A 16,418-nucleotide genomic window follows, 5' to 3' on the forward strand; every position below is an offset into this window, starting at 1 on the left:
GTTTTCAATATGAAGGTACTAATCGAGCCGAAGCCTCAATCCATGTTCAACGCGCTGCTGCTTTTTTTCATCATCCATTCCATGCAACTCGGTGTCGGCATCCAGGGATTCCAGAGGATCGTTTTCATTGAAGCAAGGCATGACGCCTGGATTTCAGTTCTCATCAGCGGAGCTGCTGCGCATGCCATCGGCTGGGTGATGGTAAAAACGCTGGCGCTCTATCCTTCTGCGGACCTATATGGCATCCAATATGATGTCTTTGGGAAATGGCTTGGAAATGCGTTGAACCTTGCATTTGTCGTCTATTGGCTCTTCGCATTCTTTATCATGATCAGGAATTACATGGAGGTCATCCAGGCATGGGTGTTCCCCGACCTTCCAACCTGGTTCATGTCCCTGACCCTTATTCTACTCGTTGCTTACGGAGTGTCCGGTGGGCTCCGTCCCATCATTGGAATCTGTTTTTTAAGTGTGATTCTTTCCCTGTGGATTATCCTTCTGATGGGCTTTCCAATGCAATTTACCAATTGGGATTATCTTTTTCCTATCTTTGAATCCGATATCAAGCAGATTTTGAAAGGCGCGAAAAAGATGACCTTCACAATCATCGGCTTTGAAATCATTTACTTTGTCTATCCTTTTATCAAAGAAAAAGAGAAAGCAGGCTTATATATGCAGTCAGGTCTCCTTTTCTCCAATCTGCTGTACCTTACTATCATGCTTGTCTCACTTGCCTACTTCAGCGGCGGCCAGCTCGAAAGGACTGTATGGGGCACCCTTTCCCTGTTCAAGATTGTGCGGATGCCATTCATTGAGCGGTTTGAATATGTCGCGATCACCTATTGGATCATCTTGATCCTGCCAAACCTGATCCTTTTCCTTTGGGCAGCATCAAGAGGAATCACCCGAATCTGGAACAGAGCCGACAGGAAAGTCAGCATCGGGTTCCTTTTGGGGTTGTTACTGGTTCTCCAGATTCCGATGACACGGCTCGAAATCAATCTGGTGAATGATTATTTTGCAAAAGCCGGATTCTATATTATCTTTTTGTATCCGATCCTGCTATGGATGGCAGCCTCGATGAAGAATAAGTTTATCAAAAGGAGGGGAAATGGATGAAAAGGCGATTCGTGATTGTCTCTGTCATTCCCATTCTTTTTCTCGCTGCCTGCACTGAACCGAAGACAATGGAAAAGATCGGGATGATCACGACACTCGGCTATGATCTGGTGGAAGATGACCATATCCAAAGCACGCAGCTGCTGCTGCAAATCGATCCCGAAGCCCCCGAAAGCACCGCTCTTCTTAGCTCCAAGGCAGCATCCAGCAAAGGAGCCAGGCTGAAGTCCGATTTAGAAAGCCCGAAAAGATTGCAGTCCGGCCAGCTGCGAGTCGCACTGTACAGCGAGGAAATTGCCAGGGAGGGATTGATTAACCTTGCTGACACATTGGCCCGTGACCCCTCCATCAGTGATTTGACCTATCTCGCGGTGGTCGAAGGAAATGTGTATGAATTGATGAAGCATAGGAATGACCAATTCTCCGACATCGGCCAATATATCTACAAAGAGCTGGACCAGAACATTAAAGGAGAATTGATTCCCTCCTCTACCCTGCAGGAAACGATGCATGATTATTATGCGATTGGGGTAGACCCCGTCCTCCCGACAATGAAGCTTGTCGATGGCAACGTGAAGATCACAGGATTGGCCCTGATGAAAAGGGACAAGATGGTCGCAAAAATCCATCCTTACCAGGCCTTTTATTTAAAATTGATCAATGACCGTTACGAGGCTGGGAATCTTGAATTGACCATCAGCAAAGAGGGACTTGATGTGAACGAGGATAATGGCAGGACGGACAAAGTGACCGTTGTGCTTGATACAATAACAAGCAAAAGCAGGATCACGCTTATTGATAAGAAAACTCCGGAATTTGATCTGACAATCCATCTAGACTCAAGGCTGCTGGAAATCAACCAGACCTTTGACTTGAAGGTCCCGGAAAACATCAAAAAGCTCGAAAAGGCGATCTCGAAGCGAATGAAAAAAGAGGTTGAAAGCCTGATCGCCTACACGCAATCGAAAAACACCGATCCTTTCGCATTCGGTGAAAATTACCGGAAATCCGTCAGAAAGTCGAAACTGACGCCATCCAAGTGGCACAGGATGTACAAGGACAGCAAAGTAAACGTCAAAATCGATTTCAGGATCATGAGAACTGGGGTAGTAGAGTGAAGGTCCCTGCTTGGGGGAGAAGTCTGGCTAGCCGAATTTTCCGCTAGCCTATTTCCGCTATTTTGATATAATAAGATTGGAAAGTGATGATCAGACTTCCAGTCTTAATTGAATAGCAGCAAAGTGTGGGGGAACTGGTGTTGCCGGTTGAGACTTCATCCATAAGATGTTGACCCTTTGAACCTGATCTGGATCATACCAGCGTAGGGAACATATCTTGAACATCCGTTATGTTTGCTTATATGCGTCCTGGTATGATCGCCAGGACGTTTTTTGTATTTGCGGATCACCTTCCAACGACATACATTAGGAGGACAAAAACATGAAGAAATGGATTGCGGCGATTTGTGCCATCCTGCTGCTTTCTGGCTGTGGAAACAGCGGCAAGGAAACAGCACCGAAAAGCGGTGCCGACAAGGAAAAATTGAAGAAAGTGTCCGTCGTCCTCGACTGGACACCGAACACGAACCATACAGGTCTATACGTTGCCAAGAAGAAAGGATATTTCAAGGAGGAAGGCCTGGATGTTGAAATCATCATGCCAGGCGAAGCAGGAGCCGATCAGCTGACTGCTTCCGGCAAGGCGGATTTTGGGATCAGCTACCAGGAAAGCATTACAGAGGCTAGAGTCCAGGGAGTCCCGCTCGTTTCGATTGCCGCTGTCATCCAACATAACACATCCGGCTTCGCTTCCCCTGTCGGAAAAAACATCAAATCCCCGAAGGACTTCGAGGGCAAAACATATGGCGGCTGGGGAGCGCCTGTTGAAAAATCCGTCATTGATTCGCTGATGAAGACCGAGAAAGCGGATGTCGGGAAAGTCTCCTTCGTCAATATGGGGGACGCTGACTTTTTCACGGCAGTGAAGCGGGATATCGATTTTGCCTGGATTTATTATGGATGGACAGGCGTTGAGGCAGAGCTTCGCGGCGAAAAGATCAACATGGTTTACCTGACCGACTACTCGGAAAAACTCGACTATTATACGCCAGTAGTGGCGACAAGCGAAAAGATGATCGAAAAGGATCCTGACACAGTCAAAGCATTTGTTAAAGCAGTTTCGAAAGGATACACATCCGCGATTGAAAACCCGGGCGAAGCAGCAGATATTTTGCTCGAAAGCGTTCCGGATCTTGATGCCGAGCTGGTCAAAAAGAGCCAGGAATGGCTATCGCCTCGCTATCAGGACGATGCTGGCAAATGGGGCGAGCAGAAGCTTGAAGTATGGGAAAACTACGCAGAGTGGATGCATGCCAACGGACTGTTGGATAAAAAATTGGATGCCGGCAAAGCTTTCACAAATGAATTCCTGCCGGAATAAGGAGGGTAGCTGACATGGCGAACGCACTTATAAGCATACAAATCATCCCGAAAACGAAGAATGGCGAAGACGTAATCCCTTATGTGGATGAAGCCATCCGCGTCATCGAGGAATCCGGGGTGAAATACGAAGTCCATCCACTCGAAACGACGATGGAGGGCGAACTTGAACACTTATTGAAAATCATCGCTGATATGAATGAGCGGATGATCCAAATGGGCAGCCGCAACGTGATTTCCCAGGTGAAAATCCTTTACCAGCCTGACGGGATCGAAATGGGAGACCTGACGGAGAAATACCGTCCATGAAACCTGCTGTCATGAAGGGGTGGAGACCGGCGGCGGTTCTCCTCCTTCTCTTCATCCTGTGGGAGCTGGCTGTCAACATCGCGGAGGTGCCAGCCTGGCTGCTGCCGCCGCCATCAGCTATACTCCAGGAAGCTCTTTCGGGATGGCCCGGATTCCAGCCTCACCTTCAATCTACTGTCGCCCTGTCATTATTGGGCTTCGCAATCGGCGCAGGCATCGGGCTCATAGCCGCGGTACTGCTCCACCTTATTCCCCTGTTAAGGGAATCCGTTTATCCGCTTTTGATTCTGTCGCAAAATGTCCCGATCATCGTCCTTGCCCCGCTATTGGTCGTATGGTTCGGTTTCGGCATCCTGCCGAAGCTGATTGTGATTACGCTTGTTTGCTTTTTCCCGGTCACGATTGCCGCTTTGGACGGATTCAGGCAGACACCGCGGGAGATGAAGCATTATATGCTGATGGCCGGTGCGACGAAAAGCCAATTGTTCCGGAAACTGGAGCTTCCATACTCGCTCCCCTCGATTTTCTCAGGGTTGAAAATATCGGCTACGTACAGCGTGATGGGTGCGGTCATTTCTGAATGGCTTGGCGCAAAATCGGGAATTGGCGTCTACATGACCCTCTCATCGTCCTCGTTCAGGACTGACCGGGTATTCGTCGCGATTTTTGCGATCATGGCGCTGAGCCTGTTGTTTTTTGGATTGATTTTATTGGCAGAGCGGCTGATGGTGAGATGGGAAGGTGAGAAGAATTGAGCCAGCTATCAATCGAACAATTATCAAAGAATTTCGAATCGATACAGGTTTTGAAAGAATTGAATTTAAAGATTGATGAAGGCGAATTTGTCTCGATCCTTGGCCCATCCGGAAGCGGAAAGAGCACGATTTTTAACCTGATTGGCGGGCTGCTGCTGCCTAACGAAGGAACGATCCGGCTAAATGAGGAAGTCATCAACGGCCGCAGGGGATCCGTCAGTTATATGCCGCAAACCCCTTCCCTGCTCCCATGGAGAACAGTCCTCCAGAATGTGATGCTTGGACAGGAGCTAAAGGGGACGGCGGACCCGGCCGCGGCGCGTGAAATGCTCCGGAAAGCGGGCCTTGCGGACTATGAGAACGCTTATCCCCGCCAGCTGTCCGGAGGAATGAAACAAAGGGCTGCTTTCATCAGGGCACTGTTAAGCCCGCAGCCTGTCATCCTGCTTGATGAACCCTTCTCCGCCCTTGATGAACTGACGCGCTTTGACATGCAGAAATGGCTGCTTGATATCTGGAGCGAACACAAACAGACCATCCTGTTCGTCACCCACAATATCGAGGAAGCCATCTACCTGTCCGACCGGATCCTGACACTAAGTAACAAGCCAGCGAAGGTAATCCATGAATTCACCGTCCCTTTTTCCCGGCCGCGGGAAGAAGGACTCCTGCTGGACGAACAGTTTTTGGCCTGCAAACGGGAAATCCATGCCGCATTAAAGAGTGAAGCAAATGGATAAATTAATTGATTCCCATATTCATCTTGACCGGTACAGTGATGAAGAAATCAAGAGGATTCTTCTTGAATCGCCTTTTCTCGAAGCGATGATCAGTGTGTCCTTCGACCTGGATTCAGCGCAGCGCAATCTGCATCTTTCAAAAGAGTACCCGTCTGTAAAGCCTGCGTTTGGCTTCCATCCTGAACAGCCGCTGCCGGGTGACCATCAGCTTGCCGTTCTGTTCAACTGGATGGAGGGACACAAAGACCGGATGATCGCGATAGGAGAAGTCGGCCTGCCCTATTATACAAGAAAGGAGCAGCCGATCGAACCCTATGCCGAGCTGCTCGAGGAATTCATCAGGCTGGCGAAGAAATGGGAAAAACCAATCGTCTTGCACGCCATTTATGAAGACGCTGAAATCGCCTGTGAGCTGCTGGAAAAGCATTCGATCAAGAAAGCCCACTTCCATTGGTACAAAGGAAAGGTCGAAAGGCTCCTTTCAAACGGTTATTTTGTTTCCGTGACACCGGATGCCCTCTATGAACAAGAAATACAGGAACTGATCCAGACGTATCCCCTAGAACAAATGATGGTTGAAACAGATGGGCCATGGCCATTTGAAGGGCCTTTTGAGGGGCAGCTGACCATGCCTGCCATGATGCAGCATACAGTCAGAAGAATCGCGGCCATTAAAAATTGGCCAGTTGACCGTGTTTATGAGGCGCTGTTTAAGAATACGAAAGATTTTTATCAGCTATGATGGCCATTCAGGCTGGATTGCTTGGGCCAAGGCAAAAAAGGGCTCCCGGAAAGGACTTACCGGGAGCCTTTTTTTACATCAATTGCATGGTTGTGATGCACGTGTTGTCACCTTTAAAGGTCGAAATTTCTGATTCTACGGATTTTCCGTCATACTCAATCTTCGCATTATACGTGCGATCGCGAGGGAGCCATAAATCGATGAACCCATTCGCCTGCGATTTCAGCGTTTTATCGACAACCACATTTCCTTCCGTATCTTCAATGTATACTTTGAATTCTTCATTTACCATTTCACCTTGACAACCTGTCAAGCTATGATTCGTTCATGGATGCGTCTGGTTGACATAAGGAGCGATTGAAACAAAAAATTCATCCTTCGGCAAGTCATAAGTCTTGCTTTCATTCACAATCAGCTGGTCAGAAGTGATGGAAGCAGGTTCAGCTTCCTTGTTTCCGCTATACTCCTCGACCAGGGCTTTAACGTCTTTCGTTTCGTTCCCCTTTGAAGCCTGATCCTCGGCCGCATTCCCTCCGCCACAGGCAGAAAGCACAACCGCCGCCAATGAAGAAACCAACAGAGCTTTCATTTTCATATTGCATTCACCACCCTGCTTCTATTTTATTTAATACCGATTTTAAAAACCAGCATTCCAATCCTGGTTGCTACTTGTATGTTAGCAATGAAATTTGCAGAAACCGTGCAAAAAAAACAACAGGAAGTTGAACAATGGAAGCGCACGTTTTTCGAATCCAGGATACATCCCAAAAATTTGTCCGCAATCATAAAATCTCAAGCCACATCAACCGATATATTATAGTAGGAAAAGTTTAGCAGCTTAGAAGAATGGGGATAAGGCAGGGTCGCCGCAAAGCCCAGGCATGGGTGCAGGATCTTTGATATAGAGCGTTGCAAACCTTCAGCCCTTCACCCAACCGCTTCCAGAGACTATATAACTGAAGGAGACCATATTATGAAAAGTATTCGAGCAAGGATTCAGCTTGGTTTCGTGACAATTGTCATCTTAACCATTGGATTATCTGTTTTTAACTACATTTCAATCAAAAACATCAATAAGGATACGGACAGCCTTTTCAACAAACAACTGCCCCAGCTAATAGCAGGTGAGAACCTAAGTTTCAATATAGCCCAGAGACTTGCTCTTGCGCGGGGCTATGTATTAAATGGGGATCAAAGCTATAAGGATTCCTTCCTTGAATATACAAGTGAAAGCGCCAATCTGCAAAAGAAACTTCTCGCAAACCAGCCTTCACCGGAGATCAAGCAAGTGATTGATGACAGTATCACTTGGAAAAACTTGATTGCCAATAAGGTATTCTATGAATATGACAATGGCAATGTCGAGGAGGCCAGACGGGCTTTAGAAGAGGAGGTCCAGCCGATTTCAAGCAAGCTGATCGCTGATCTTGAAAAACTTTCCGCGAAAAGCGAAAAACAAATGGCCAAACAAGGAAAATCCGTTCTTTTTCATGGAGATACTGTCGTGACGAATGGGGTGATTGTTTCCATTCTTATTGTAATTGGAAGCCTGGTGGTCAGCTATTTGACTTCCAGATCCATTTCGAGACCAATCGTGAAAGTGATGGAGAGGATGAACGTCATTTCCAAAGGCGATCTCTCCCATGAAGATTTGGCAAGTAAATCCAAAGATGAGATCGGACACCTGGTGATGTCAACAAACCAGATGGCACAAAACCTTCGAAGTCTCCTTTTTGATATTTCAAGGGTCAGCACAACCGTTACGGCGCAGAGCGAAGAGTTGACCCAAGCTTCAAATGAAGTGAAGGAAAGCAGTGAGCAGATTGCTTCAACCATGCAGGAACTTGCTTCTGGCACAGAACAGCAGGCACACATGTCCACGGAAATAGCGCAATCAATGAATGGCCTTTTCGCCATGTCAAAATCAGCTAGTGAAAAAGGAAAAGCAATCGAGGAATTTACTGGCAAGGTCCTTGAAAGTACTACCGAGGGCAACAAGTTCATGAATCAATCGATAGAAGACATGCACGAAATTGATTCAATGGTAAAAGAAGCTGTGATAAAAGTTAATAACCTGGACCAGGAAACACAGGAAATCTCCAAGCTCGTAAACGTGATCCAGCAGATTGCCGATCAAACGAATCTTTTGGCGCTGAACGCGGCAATCGAGGCAGCGCGTGCCGGGGAGCATGGGAGAGGATTTTCTGTGGTAGCGGATGAAGTCAGGAAACTGGCTGAACAAGTATCGTCTTCCCTAGTCGAAATCTCTGGAATCGTTGCGAAAGTGCAGAGTGAATCGCAAAATGTTGTAGCATCCCTTGAGAACGGATACAGCAAGGTCACAGAGGGGGCCAGCAAAATAAAAACCACCGGAGAGACGTTCCAATTAATCAAAGATCTTGTTGGTGACGTCGTGGATGGGATGAATGGAATCAACACAAGCATCCAGGCGATTGAAGAGGAGGGGCAAAACATTAACACGTCAGTAGAGAATGTCGCCTCCGTTGCCGAGGAAGCCGCAGCAGGTGTAGAACAAATTTCAGCATCCTCCCAGCAAACCGCCAGCTCGATGGAAGAAGTCGCATCAAGCGCCAACTCCCTGGCAGACTTATCCGAGGAATTGAATGCTCTTGTTAAGAAATTCAAATTATAGTCGTATCCTAGAGCTTGTGATTATGCTTCACAAGCTCTTAATTCATTGATCCGATAACGGCATCTTAATGACCAATAGGTATAGGCTGAAGCATTTCATCATTCCAGAAAAACTCATCAGCAGGTGTCCTTCCGGATAAAGGATACCGCTAACAAGCTCTGTTGGCATAAGATGTACCATACATCGCTAGGTTAATCCTTTTTTCCATCCGAACATATGAGGAATTAAACTTTTTTCATTCCCTTCACAGTCTGAATGGGAATAGCAACTTTTGGGATATCTTCCGCCACTCTAGTCGCTATTGCGTCTTTTTCAATGATCATCGCTTGCTGCTGTCGTTTTGGGGGAGAATCAACCACTCCCCTCTTCTTTCATCAATTCCACGAGTTTCTTCAATTCTTCTTGATCGATTCCTTCAATAGGACTCGAATTTTTTCTTACAGAGGTCCCAAAGTGATAATGTCCAGTGTTGACCGTTGAATGAATGGTACTTATATTTTCCCTGTTCAAACCACTCCCCACCAGGAGTTCAAGGTGTCCACAAACTTCCTTCATGCCCTTGATGTTATTTAACCGGTCTGTTAACTCTCCCATTCCACCAGAGGTCAAAACGGTCTTTATTTCCTTGTATCTGCTGAGGACTTTAATTGCCTCGATGGGATCTTCAGCCCGGTCAACCGCCCGGTGAAAGGTGACTTCCAAATTGCTTGACTCTTCCAATAGCTCTTCAACGCTTTTAAGGTCGACTTCATTCCGATCATTCAAAACACCAAGGACCACCCCATTTGCACCTAAAGAACGGACAACCTTGAGATCATTTTTCATGATGGACAAATCATCGTTTGAATAACAAAATGATTGACTGTGCGGCCGTATCATCACATTGACAGGAATCTTCACCTTGTTAACCACTGATTCTATAAGCGAATAACTTGGTGTAATTCCACCTTCTGAAAGAGCAGATACGAGTTCAATCCGGTCTGCTCCTGACTGCTCAATCAAGATTGCATCTTCAATGGTTGTTGCTATGATTTCAATAAGCATGGTATCAATCAGCCCCTCTTTCTACACCGTTTTCCTCTTTATTTTCAAACAGAATGCTTTATAAAAGCATACCATATTCATCCTGCCGGTCCAGAGGGCAGTAAGTAATTTTATGGCAGGCGAAATGGCCCATCATAACACCGATTGGCGGGGCAGCCCAAAAGATGGATCCCCCATCTAGCCCTTCAAAACCGCCAGCTGAAATGAACTAGATCACCCATTTGACGTGCTCACTTAAAAGGGGGAAAACGAACATCCGATGATGGAATTTGTAACATTTGAAAGATAGACAGAAACAGAGAGGAAAACGGAAAATTGCTTGCTTTGCCCCTGAATGGAGAGGGAAAAAGTGAATCATCATTTTCAGGCAGGACAACTGAAGGAAGCTGCCACACCAGCAGCTTCCCCGAGCTTTTTTTGAATTTCAGATACGGAGTTCCATACCCCTCCATATTTATGAGAAGTCTTGCAAAACACCGATGAACTTAAAAAATCGCGAGTTTCCTCAAATTAGCAGAGGGAGATTGCCATGAACACATGCTTGGCCACATCCTCTGCTTTTTTTTATAACCGAATGGTTTTCAAGATATTCTGTAACTCATCAATGGTTATTTCCCCCCTGGCATACCGTAGTTTCGCCATTTCTTCCGCTCCAATGCCAAGCGGCTTCCTATCCTTTTCCTTAACAGATGTTTTATTCTTATAAAGCAAATAGAATCCTAATACGATCGACAGCAGGAAGACGAGCGCAGCCAGGCTGAAATATGGCATCATGCCAGATTGGCTGAACTCTGGTAGAAGTCTGTTGCTATATCCGCTCATAAAAGAATTCATATGTCCATTCATCATGATTTTGCACTCCTTATTTCAAGAAATCAGATCAAGTTTCTCAATTTGGCATGTTCTTCCGCGGAAATTTGCCCAGCCGCATACCTTATGTCGATGACCTTCCTGGCTTCATCTGCATTCACGGTGTCCCTGGAACCAATTTTACCGAGAATTTGCTGCAAGTCGCCTGTCTTATACAAGTAAAAGCCAATCGCTAAAATAAGCAATGCGAACATAATCTAATCCTCCTTTGCCATCCAGATAGCATAGATGGCTACAATTAATTCATTCCCATTCCCCTGAAATTCCGGCTGTTTTCAGCCCCGCCAGTCCCATGCATCCCCTTATACATCCTCTCTAGGTCCCGGTCACTCAAATCCGGGTGCATTTTTTTCATATACGGTTTCATCTGTCCAAAATTAATGTTCTGTTCCTCCATGAATCTTTGCATATCCTCAAAATCGCCTGATCTAATCATTTCATCCATGCCAGGCTGTTGTCCCTCCATGAACTTTTGCATATTTTCATAGTCCCACTCTTTTTTGGAATCCATCATATTCCTGGTACCGATTCCCTTTCCCTCCATAAATTCTGCGGGATTGGATGGCCGCTCGTTTGCCGAAACCATATAAAGGCCGGTTCCCCCTGTAGCGATAAGGGCTGATGCCAATGCAACAATGACGACTTTTTTATTCATTTTCCTTCTCTCCTCGTTTTTTCATTTCCAATGAACTTTTTTATAAAAGCTGTGTCTTGATTTGTTCAAACTCTTCCACAGAAATTTCGCCCCTAGCCAATCTACCTTTAGCAATTTCCAGCGCCTCCGTGTTAGCTGCTGGACGGGAAACCTGATATTGTCCAGCTCCATTGTTCTGTTTCTTCAAAGCGAGATAAAATAGGAATCCAATCGCCAGGAATCCGATGATCATCATCATGAATCCACCTCCCATCCCGAATCCTCCGTAATAACCAAGCCCGTGACCCATCATCATTTGTTTTTCTCCTTTCCACTTCTTTATACTTTCATTATCTGCGGTAATTTTGTAGAAAGTATGAAGCCTATCATGGTGATTTTGTGATTGCTTCCTTTATCTGCTGATATTCATCAGTCGTGATTTCCCCGCGGGCTAGCCTCATTTTCAGCTGCTCCATCGCCCCCTGATCCGGATGTTCTTGTGAATCAATATTTGGCTTCCTCTTGTTTTTGAAAAAATAAAAGAATAAAAGACCGACAAGCAGGAAACCAAAGAAAATGCCAATCGGCGCAAAGCATGCCGTGTTATATACCGGTCCCATCACTGATGGTTCCTCCTTCCGTCAGATAGTTGTTTGTATCTTTACTTTAAATATAAAAGTGATTTATGGAGAAAATATGTAGACCCCCGAAACATGTACAAGAGAAAAAATCGTGAGCAAGATGGAAAGACGAATCGCCGATCCACCCAACTCCCTCATCAAATGTCCATTCGAGCATCGAAACAATTTTTAAAAAGAACAAGGCATATCCTGGCGGCCAAGCTCGTTATCATGTATTGGAGAGGAATGGGCCAAAACAAAATAAAGCCATTCTATTCAAATGGATCCCTATGGATCTTCCATTGAATAGAATGGCTTTTAGTTTTAAATTGGAGTTTCCTCACAAACTTATTTTTTCTTATTGTGGCTGAAAAGAAGCCACAAAAGCAAAACAATTCCCGAAACCAATAATAGAATCATAAAAAACTGGCCAAACCAAAATGCCATATGATGGTACATCATTTGCCTTCCCATCATCATCCCCATCGGTCCAGGCGGGAACCAAATCATCCTAAGCACAAAGAAGAGGAAAGTAATTCCTGTCACAATCGCTATCGTAATTATGATGATTGGCAGTATACGCTTCATTCTTTATCACCACTATTCTGCTTTATAGCCGATTCCCCAAACTGTCTTGATCATCGTTTTTTCAACCCCGGCTGCATTCAGCTTTTCTCGAAGATTTTTGATGTGCGAATCGACTGTCCTGTCCTCGCCCATGAAGTCCATGCCCCAAATCAATTCAACCAGCTGTTCGCGCGACAGCACTTTTCCTCTGTGTTCCACGAGGGCCGCTAGAAGATCGAATTCAGTCTGGGTCAGGTTAAGTTCCTTTCCCCCGCACATCACTTCCCGTGCGACAAGATCAATGACAAGCCCTTGATACTTCAACACTTCTTGCGCTGAATCCATTTTGCCCGTCCTTCTCAAAAGCGCCTTTATCCTGACGAGCAATTCGGCTTCATCAAACGGTTTGACAATATAATCATCCGCCCCTGTAGAAAATCCATCCACTTTATCCTGGATGGCCCCCTTTGCAGTGAGCATGATAATAGGAATATCCGACAGCTGCCGTGCCTGCTTAATCGTTTCCCATCCATCCATCATCGGCATCATCACGTCCAGGATCATTAAATCGTAGTCATTGCGCTTAAGTTTCTCAAGTGCTTCATAGCCATCTTCCGCCTCATCCACTTGATAGTTTTCCTGGAGCAGGTATAGCCTCACTAGTTGCCTCATCTGAAATTCATCATCGACGATCAGTATCTTATTCATTTTATTCCCCTCTTACTACTTTGTAAATAGATGGTAAAAGTCGATCCCTCATTAAGTTTGCTTTGCAGTTGGATATCTCCGCCATGAGCTTCAATGATCTGTTTCACCACATAAAGGCCCAATCCTGATCCACCTGATTTCCTTGCCCGGGACCTTTCGATACGGTAAAATCGATCCCAGACTCTTGCAAGGTCTGATTCAGGAATGCCCTCACCAGTGTCTGAAATCTGGATCATGATCAAATCATTCTTCCTTTTGGAACCGACCGTGATTCCGCCGTTGCTGCTGAATTTTATCGCGTTTTCGATCAGGTTGTACAAAACTTGCTCCATCCTTTGGCCATCCACTTCCGCTTCCGGCAAATCAGGTTCCAGATCAAGCACGAAATCCAATCCTTTCTTGACTGCTGCCGGCTTGAGACTCAAGGCCACTCTTTCGATAATGGCATTCAGGTTGGCTGGGTGCTTGTCCAGTTCAAACTTCCCTACTTGAAGCTTGCTCATTTCAAATAGGTCATTGACCATGTAAGAAATCCGTTGTGCTTCCTTATTGATGATTGTCAAATATTCAGTCTGTTCCTCCACGCTTTTAGCGATACCTTTATTCAAGATATCGCTGTATCCCTTGATATACGTCAAAGGTGTCCTCAGCTCATGGGAAATGGCCGCAAGAAATTCATTCCTGCTGTCTTCAAAATATTGAAGCTGTTGACCCAGTTCCTGAATCGAACGCCCAAGCTGGGCAACCTCATCCTCTCCCCGGACCGGGATTTCCTGCCGATACTTTCCGAGCGCGATTTCGGAAGTCGCCTCCTTCATCGCCAGAAGCGGGTTGGTCAACTTCCTCGAAAGAATCGCGATCAGGCCAAACGCAAGCAGAATGATCCCTGCACTGGCAACAACGATAAGCACATTCATGACAAAAACGATATCCCGCAGGATGGTTGAAGGATAATACATATAAACATATCCAGAATCATTGCCAATAGCTGAAACCGAAACGATGTATGGATGTTCCCTCCAGTCATCATCAAGGATGTGGCCGGCTTTTTGTTGCGGTTTCGAAAGCTGGCTTTTCATGCCTTCATCGGGAATCTTTGAAGCTGCGATGATTTTTTGCCCGCCATCCGTAATCACAACCTCTGTCATGACACCTTTTTCCATTTCCACCACATGATTTATAGTGGAATCATTGAAGTTCCCGCCCAGTACCCGCGCATGGTTATTCCCCCTTGCAAGAACATCTTGTTTGATATAATCAATCAGCACATTGGAAAACACTCCATACAAAACTAAGCCCATAATAATCAGCAGCATTATGAAAATACTGCTGAACAAAAGCCCAAGCTTAAACGAAATACTTTTTAACCTGGAAGGCATCTTCATATCCGCTCCCAACAAATACCGGTCATATCCTCATTGGATACACCTATCATTGACATACTTGTAAACCGATTATTCATTTCCATTATAGCAAGTAAAAATCAAGAAATTGTGGAGGAAGACGATTAAAAGCCCATGGATGAGGGCGAAAAAAACGCTGTATCCAGCATGCGGAAGTTCACATCCGTTATTTTTCACCACTCTATGAAGCTCAAAAGGGAGCGCATTCCCCGCTTGCGTTACCTTTTGCCACTCCATGAAGCCCAAAAGGGAGCGCATACCGCGCTTCCGTTACCTTTTACCACTCCATGCACCACCAAAGGGAGCGCATACCTCGCTTGCGTTACCTTTTACCACTCCATGAAGCTCAAAAGGGAGCGCATTCCCCGCTTGCGTTACCTTTCATCACTCACTGCACCACCAAAGGGAGCGCATACCTCGCTTGCGTTACCTTTCATCACTCACTGCACCACCAAAGGGAGCGCATACCTCGCTTGCGTTACCTTTTGCCACTCACTGCACCACCAAAGGGAGCGCATACCTCGCTTGCGTTACCTTTCACCACTCACTGCACCACCAAAGGGAGCGCATACCTCGCTTGCGTTACCTTTTACCACTCACTGCACCACCAAAGGGAGCGCATACTGCGCTTGCGTTACCTTTTACCACTCCCTGAAGCCCAAAAGGGAGTGCATCCCCCGCTTGCGTTACCTTTTACCACTCACTGCGACCCCAAAGGGAGTGCATCCCCCGCTTGCGTTACCTTTTACCACTCACTGCGACCCCAAAGGGAGTGCATCCCCCGCTTGCGTTACCTTTTACCACTCACTGCGACCCCAAAGGGAGTGCATTCCCCGCTTGCGTTACCTTTTGCCACTCCATGAAGCCCAAAAGGGAGCTCATTCCCCGCTTGTGTTACCTTTTACCACTCACGGCAACCCCAAAGGGAGCGCATACCTCGCTTGCGTTACCTTTTACCACTCACTGCACCACCAAAGGGAGCGCATACCACGCTTGCGTTACCTTTTACCACTCACTGCACCACCAAAGGGAGCGCATTCCCCGCTTGCGTTACCTTTTGCCACTCCATGAAGCCCAAAAGGGAGCGCATACCGCGCTTCCGTTACCTTTTACCACTCACTGCGACCCCAAAGGGAGTGCATACCGCGCTTGCGTTACCTTTTACCACTCCATGAAGCTCAAAAGGGAGCGCATTCCCCGCTTGCGTTACCTTTCTCCACTCACTGCGACCCCAAAGGGAGCGCATCCCGCGCTTGCGTTACCTTTTGCCACTCCATGAAGCCCAAAAGGGAGCGCATCCCGCGCTTGCGTTACCTTTTACCACTCACTGCACCACCAAAGGGAGTGCATTCCCCGCTTGCGTTACCTTTTACCACTCACGGCAACCCCAAAGGGAGTGCATTCCCCGCTTGCGTTACCTTTTACCACTCCATGAAGTCCAAAAGGGAGTGCATTCCCCGCTTGTGTTACCTTTTACCACTCCATGAAGCCCAAAAGGGAGCGCATTCCCCGCTTGCGTTACCTTTCACCACTCACTGCACCACCAAAGGGAGCGCATACCACGCTTGCGTTACCTTTTACCACTCAATGCACCACCAAAGGGAGCGCATACCGCGCTTGCGTTACCTTTTGCCACTCCATGAAGCCCAAAAGGGAGCGCATACCGCGCTTGCGTTACCTTTTGCCACTCACTGCACCACCAAAGGGAGTGCATTCCCCGCTTGCATTACCTTTTACCACTCACGGCAACCCCAAAGGGAGTGCATTCCCCGCTTGCGTTACCTTTTACCACTCCATGAAGTCCAAAAGGGAGTGC

The 16,418-nt window shown here is 46.6% G+C and carries 18 protein-coding genes, 1 pseudogene and 1 riboswitch; of the genes and pseudogenes, 9 read left to right on the forward strand and 10 right to left on the reverse strand.

Annotated elements, in window-relative coordinates; translation table 11 throughout:
- The first annotated feature begins 9 nt into the window (after nt 1-9).
- From JJQ88_RS08750 to JJQ88_RS08780, 7 genes are all read left to right on the forward strand, one after another.
- Entirely contained in the window at nt 10-1,119 is a 1,110-nt protein-coding gene (locus JJQ88_RS08750) for a GerAB/ArcD/ProY family transporter (protein ID WP_210365362.1), read from the forward strand.
- Nucleotides 1,116-2,237, forward strand: coding sequence for a Ger(x)C family spore germination protein (locus tag JJQ88_RS08755; protein ID WP_210365364.1), 1,122 nt, complete (start codon nt 1,116-1,118; stop codon nt 2,235-2,237). The genes JJQ88_RS08750 and JJQ88_RS08755 overlap by 4 nt, the downstream gene beginning before the upstream one ends.
- A 117-nt stretch (nt 2,238-2,354) precedes the next feature.
- Nucleotides 2,355-2,464: riboswitch (TPP riboswitch) on the forward strand.
- A gap of 95 nt (nt 2,465-2,559) precedes the next feature.
- Nucleotides 2,560-3,558, forward strand: a complete 999-nt coding sequence (locus JJQ88_RS08760; RefSeq protein ID WP_210365366.1) for an ABC transporter substrate-binding protein — start codon at nt 2,560-2,562, stop codon at nt 3,556-3,558.
- A gap of 14 nt (nt 3,559-3,572) precedes the next feature.
- Nucleotides 3,573-3,866 (forward strand): thiamine-binding protein, encoded by a 294-nt coding sequence (locus JJQ88_RS08765; protein ID WP_210365369.1) that lies wholly within the window; start codon nt 3,573-3,575, stop codon nt 3,864-3,866.
- Entirely contained in the window at nt 3,863-4,621 is a 759-nt protein-coding gene (locus JJQ88_RS08770; RefSeq protein ID WP_210365371.1) for an ABC transporter permease, read from the forward strand. The genes JJQ88_RS08765 and JJQ88_RS08770 overlap by 4 nt, the downstream gene beginning before the upstream one ends.
- On the forward strand, nt 4,618-5,361 hold the full coding sequence (locus JJQ88_RS08775; RefSeq protein ID WP_210365372.1) for an ABC transporter ATP-binding protein: 744 nt from the start codon (nt 4,618-4,620) through the stop codon (nt 5,359-5,361). Before JJQ88_RS08770 ends, JJQ88_RS08775 begins: the two co-directional genes overlap by 4 nt.
- Nucleotides 5,354-6,103: a TatD family hydrolase gene (locus tag JJQ88_RS08780; RefSeq protein ID WP_210365374.1), complete on the forward strand. Its 750-nt coding sequence runs from the start codon at nt 5,354-5,356 to the stop codon at nt 6,101-6,103. The genes JJQ88_RS08775 and JJQ88_RS08780 overlap by 8 nt, the downstream gene beginning before the upstream one ends.
- 73 nt (nt 6,104-6,176) lie before the next feature.
- On the opposite strand, the gene JJQ88_RS08785 is transcribed toward JJQ88_RS08780, so the two are convergent.
- A complete protein-coding gene (locus JJQ88_RS08785; RefSeq protein ID WP_210365376.1) occupies nt 6,177-6,698 on the reverse strand; it encodes a CueP family metal-binding protein in 522 nt (173 codons plus the stop codon).
- Nucleotides 6,699-7,076: 378 nt separating this feature from the next.
- On the opposite strand from JJQ88_RS08785, the pseudogene JJQ88_RS21840 reads away from it, so the two are divergent.
- Both JJQ88_RS21840 and JJQ88_RS21845 read left to right on the forward strand, forming a co-directional pair.
- A pseudogene (locus JJQ88_RS21840) lies at nt 7,077-7,814 on the forward strand (HAMP domain-containing protein); the annotation flags it as partial.
- 123 nt (nt 7,815-7,937) lie between these two features.
- A complete protein-coding gene (locus tag JJQ88_RS21845) occupies nt 7,938-8,756 on the forward strand; it encodes a methyl-accepting chemotaxis protein (RefSeq protein WP_481748289.1) in 819 nt (272 codons plus the stop codon).
- A gap of 351 nt (nt 8,757-9,107) precedes the next feature.
- On the opposite strand, the gene JJQ88_RS08795 is transcribed toward JJQ88_RS21845, so the two are convergent.
- From JJQ88_RS08795 to JJQ88_RS08835, 9 genes are all read right to left on the reverse strand, one after another.
- Entirely contained in the window at nt 9,108-9,800 is a 693-nt protein-coding gene (locus tag JJQ88_RS08795; protein WP_210365379.1) for a copper homeostasis protein CutC, read from the reverse strand.
- 564 nt (nt 9,801-10,364) lie between these two features.
- On the reverse strand, nt 10,365-10,649 hold the full coding sequence (locus tag JJQ88_RS08800; protein WP_210365381.1) for an SHOCT domain-containing protein: 285 nt from the start codon (nt 10,647-10,649) through the stop codon (nt 10,365-10,367).
- 26 nt (nt 10,650-10,675) lie between these two features.
- Nucleotides 10,676-10,864, reverse strand: a complete 189-nt coding sequence (locus JJQ88_RS08805) for a hypothetical protein (protein WP_210365382.1) — start codon at nt 10,862-10,864, stop codon at nt 10,676-10,678.
- Between the two features lie 44 nt (nt 10,865-10,908).
- Nucleotides 10,909-11,325, reverse strand: coding sequence for a hypothetical protein (locus tag JJQ88_RS08810; RefSeq protein ID WP_210365383.1), 417 nt, complete (start codon nt 11,323-11,325; stop codon nt 10,909-10,911).
- 40 nt (nt 11,326-11,365) lie between these two features.
- A complete protein-coding gene (locus tag JJQ88_RS08815; protein WP_246861001.1) occupies nt 11,366-11,620 on the reverse strand; it encodes an SHOCT domain-containing protein in 255 nt (84 codons plus the stop codon).
- 70 nt (nt 11,621-11,690) lie between these two features.
- On the reverse strand, nt 11,691-11,924 hold the full coding sequence (locus JJQ88_RS08820) for an SHOCT domain-containing protein (RefSeq protein WP_210365385.1): 234 nt from the start codon (nt 11,922-11,924) through the stop codon (nt 11,691-11,693).
- Between the two features lie 348 nt (nt 11,925-12,272).
- Nucleotides 12,273-12,512 (reverse strand): hypothetical protein, encoded by a 240-nt coding sequence (locus JJQ88_RS08825; protein WP_210365386.1) that lies wholly within the window; start codon nt 12,510-12,512, stop codon nt 12,273-12,275.
- A 12-nt stretch (nt 12,513-12,524) separates the two neighbouring features.
- On the reverse strand, nt 12,525-13,199 hold the full coding sequence (locus JJQ88_RS08830) for a response regulator transcription factor (protein WP_210365388.1): 675 nt from the start codon (nt 13,197-13,199) through the stop codon (nt 12,525-12,527).
- Nucleotides 13,196-14,515 (reverse strand): sensor histidine kinase, encoded by a 1,320-nt coding sequence (locus JJQ88_RS08835; protein WP_246861002.1) that lies wholly within the window; start codon nt 14,513-14,515, stop codon nt 13,196-13,198. The genes JJQ88_RS08830 and JJQ88_RS08835 overlap by 4 nt, the downstream gene beginning before the upstream one ends.
- Nucleotides 14,516-16,418 lie beyond the last annotated feature (1,903 nt).

It is taken from the genome of Bacillus sp. REN3 (genome assembly GCF_017912555.1).
In the GTDB taxonomy this organism is placed as follows: domain Bacteria; phylum Bacillota; class Bacilli; order Bacillales; family Cytobacillaceae; genus Mesobacillus.

Coding starts and splice junctions, on each gene's coding strand:
- JJQ88_RS08750 (WP_210365362.1), top strand. CDS start 10: ATGAAGGTACTAATCGAGCCGAAGCCTCAATCCATGTTCAACGCGCTG.
- JJQ88_RS08755 (WP_210365364.1), top strand. CDS start 1,116: ATGAAAAGGCGATTCGTGATTGTCTCTGTCATTCCCATTCTTTTTCTC.
- JJQ88_RS08760 (WP_210365366.1), top strand. CDS start 2,560: ATGAAGAAATGGATTGCGGCGATTTGTGCCATCCTGCTGCTTTCTGGC.
- JJQ88_RS08765 (WP_210365369.1), top strand. CDS start 3,573: ATGGCGAACGCACTTATAAGCATACAAATCATCCCGAAAACGAAGAAT.
- JJQ88_RS08770 (WP_210365371.1), top strand. CDS start 3,863: ATGAAACCTGCTGTCATGAAGGGGTGGAGACCGGCGGCGGTTCTCCTC.
- JJQ88_RS08780 (WP_210365374.1), top strand. CDS start 5,354: ATGGATAAATTAATTGATTCCCATATTCATCTTGACCGGTACAGTGAT.
- JJQ88_RS21845 (WP_481748289.1), top strand. CDS start 7,938: ATGCAGGAACTTGCTTCTGGCACAGAACAGCAGGCACACATGTCCACG.
- JJQ88_RS08795 (WP_210365379.1), bottom strand. CDS start 9,800: ATGCTTATTGAAATCATAGCAACAACCATTGAAGATGCAATCTTGATT.
- JJQ88_RS08800 (WP_210365381.1), bottom strand. CDS start 10,649: ATGATGAATGGACATATGAATTCTTTTATGAGCGGATATAGCAACAGA.
- JJQ88_RS08805 (WP_210365382.1), bottom strand. CDS start 10,864: ATGTTCGCATTGCTTATTTTAGCGATTGGCTTTTACTTGTATAAGACA.
- JJQ88_RS08810 (WP_210365383.1), bottom strand. CDS start 11,325: ATGAATAAAAAAGTCGTCATTGTTGCATTGGCATCAGCCCTTATCGCT.
- JJQ88_RS08815 (WP_246861001.1), bottom strand. CDS start 11,620: ATGATGATGGGTCACGGGCTTGGTTATTACGGAGGATTCGGGATGGGA.
- JJQ88_RS08820 (WP_210365385.1), bottom strand. CDS start 11,924: ATGGGACCGGTATATAACACGGCATGCTTTGCGCCGATTGGCATTTTC.
- JJQ88_RS08825 (WP_210365386.1), bottom strand. CDS start 12,512: ATGAAGCGTATACTGCCAATCATCATAATTACGATAGCGATTGTGACA.
- JJQ88_RS08830 (WP_210365388.1), bottom strand. CDS start 13,199: ATGAATAAGATACTGATCGTCGATGATGAATTTCAGATGAGGCAACTA.
- JJQ88_RS08835 (WP_246861002.1), bottom strand. CDS start 14,515: ATGCTGCTGATTATTATGGGCTTAGTTTTGTATGGAGTGTTTTCCAAT.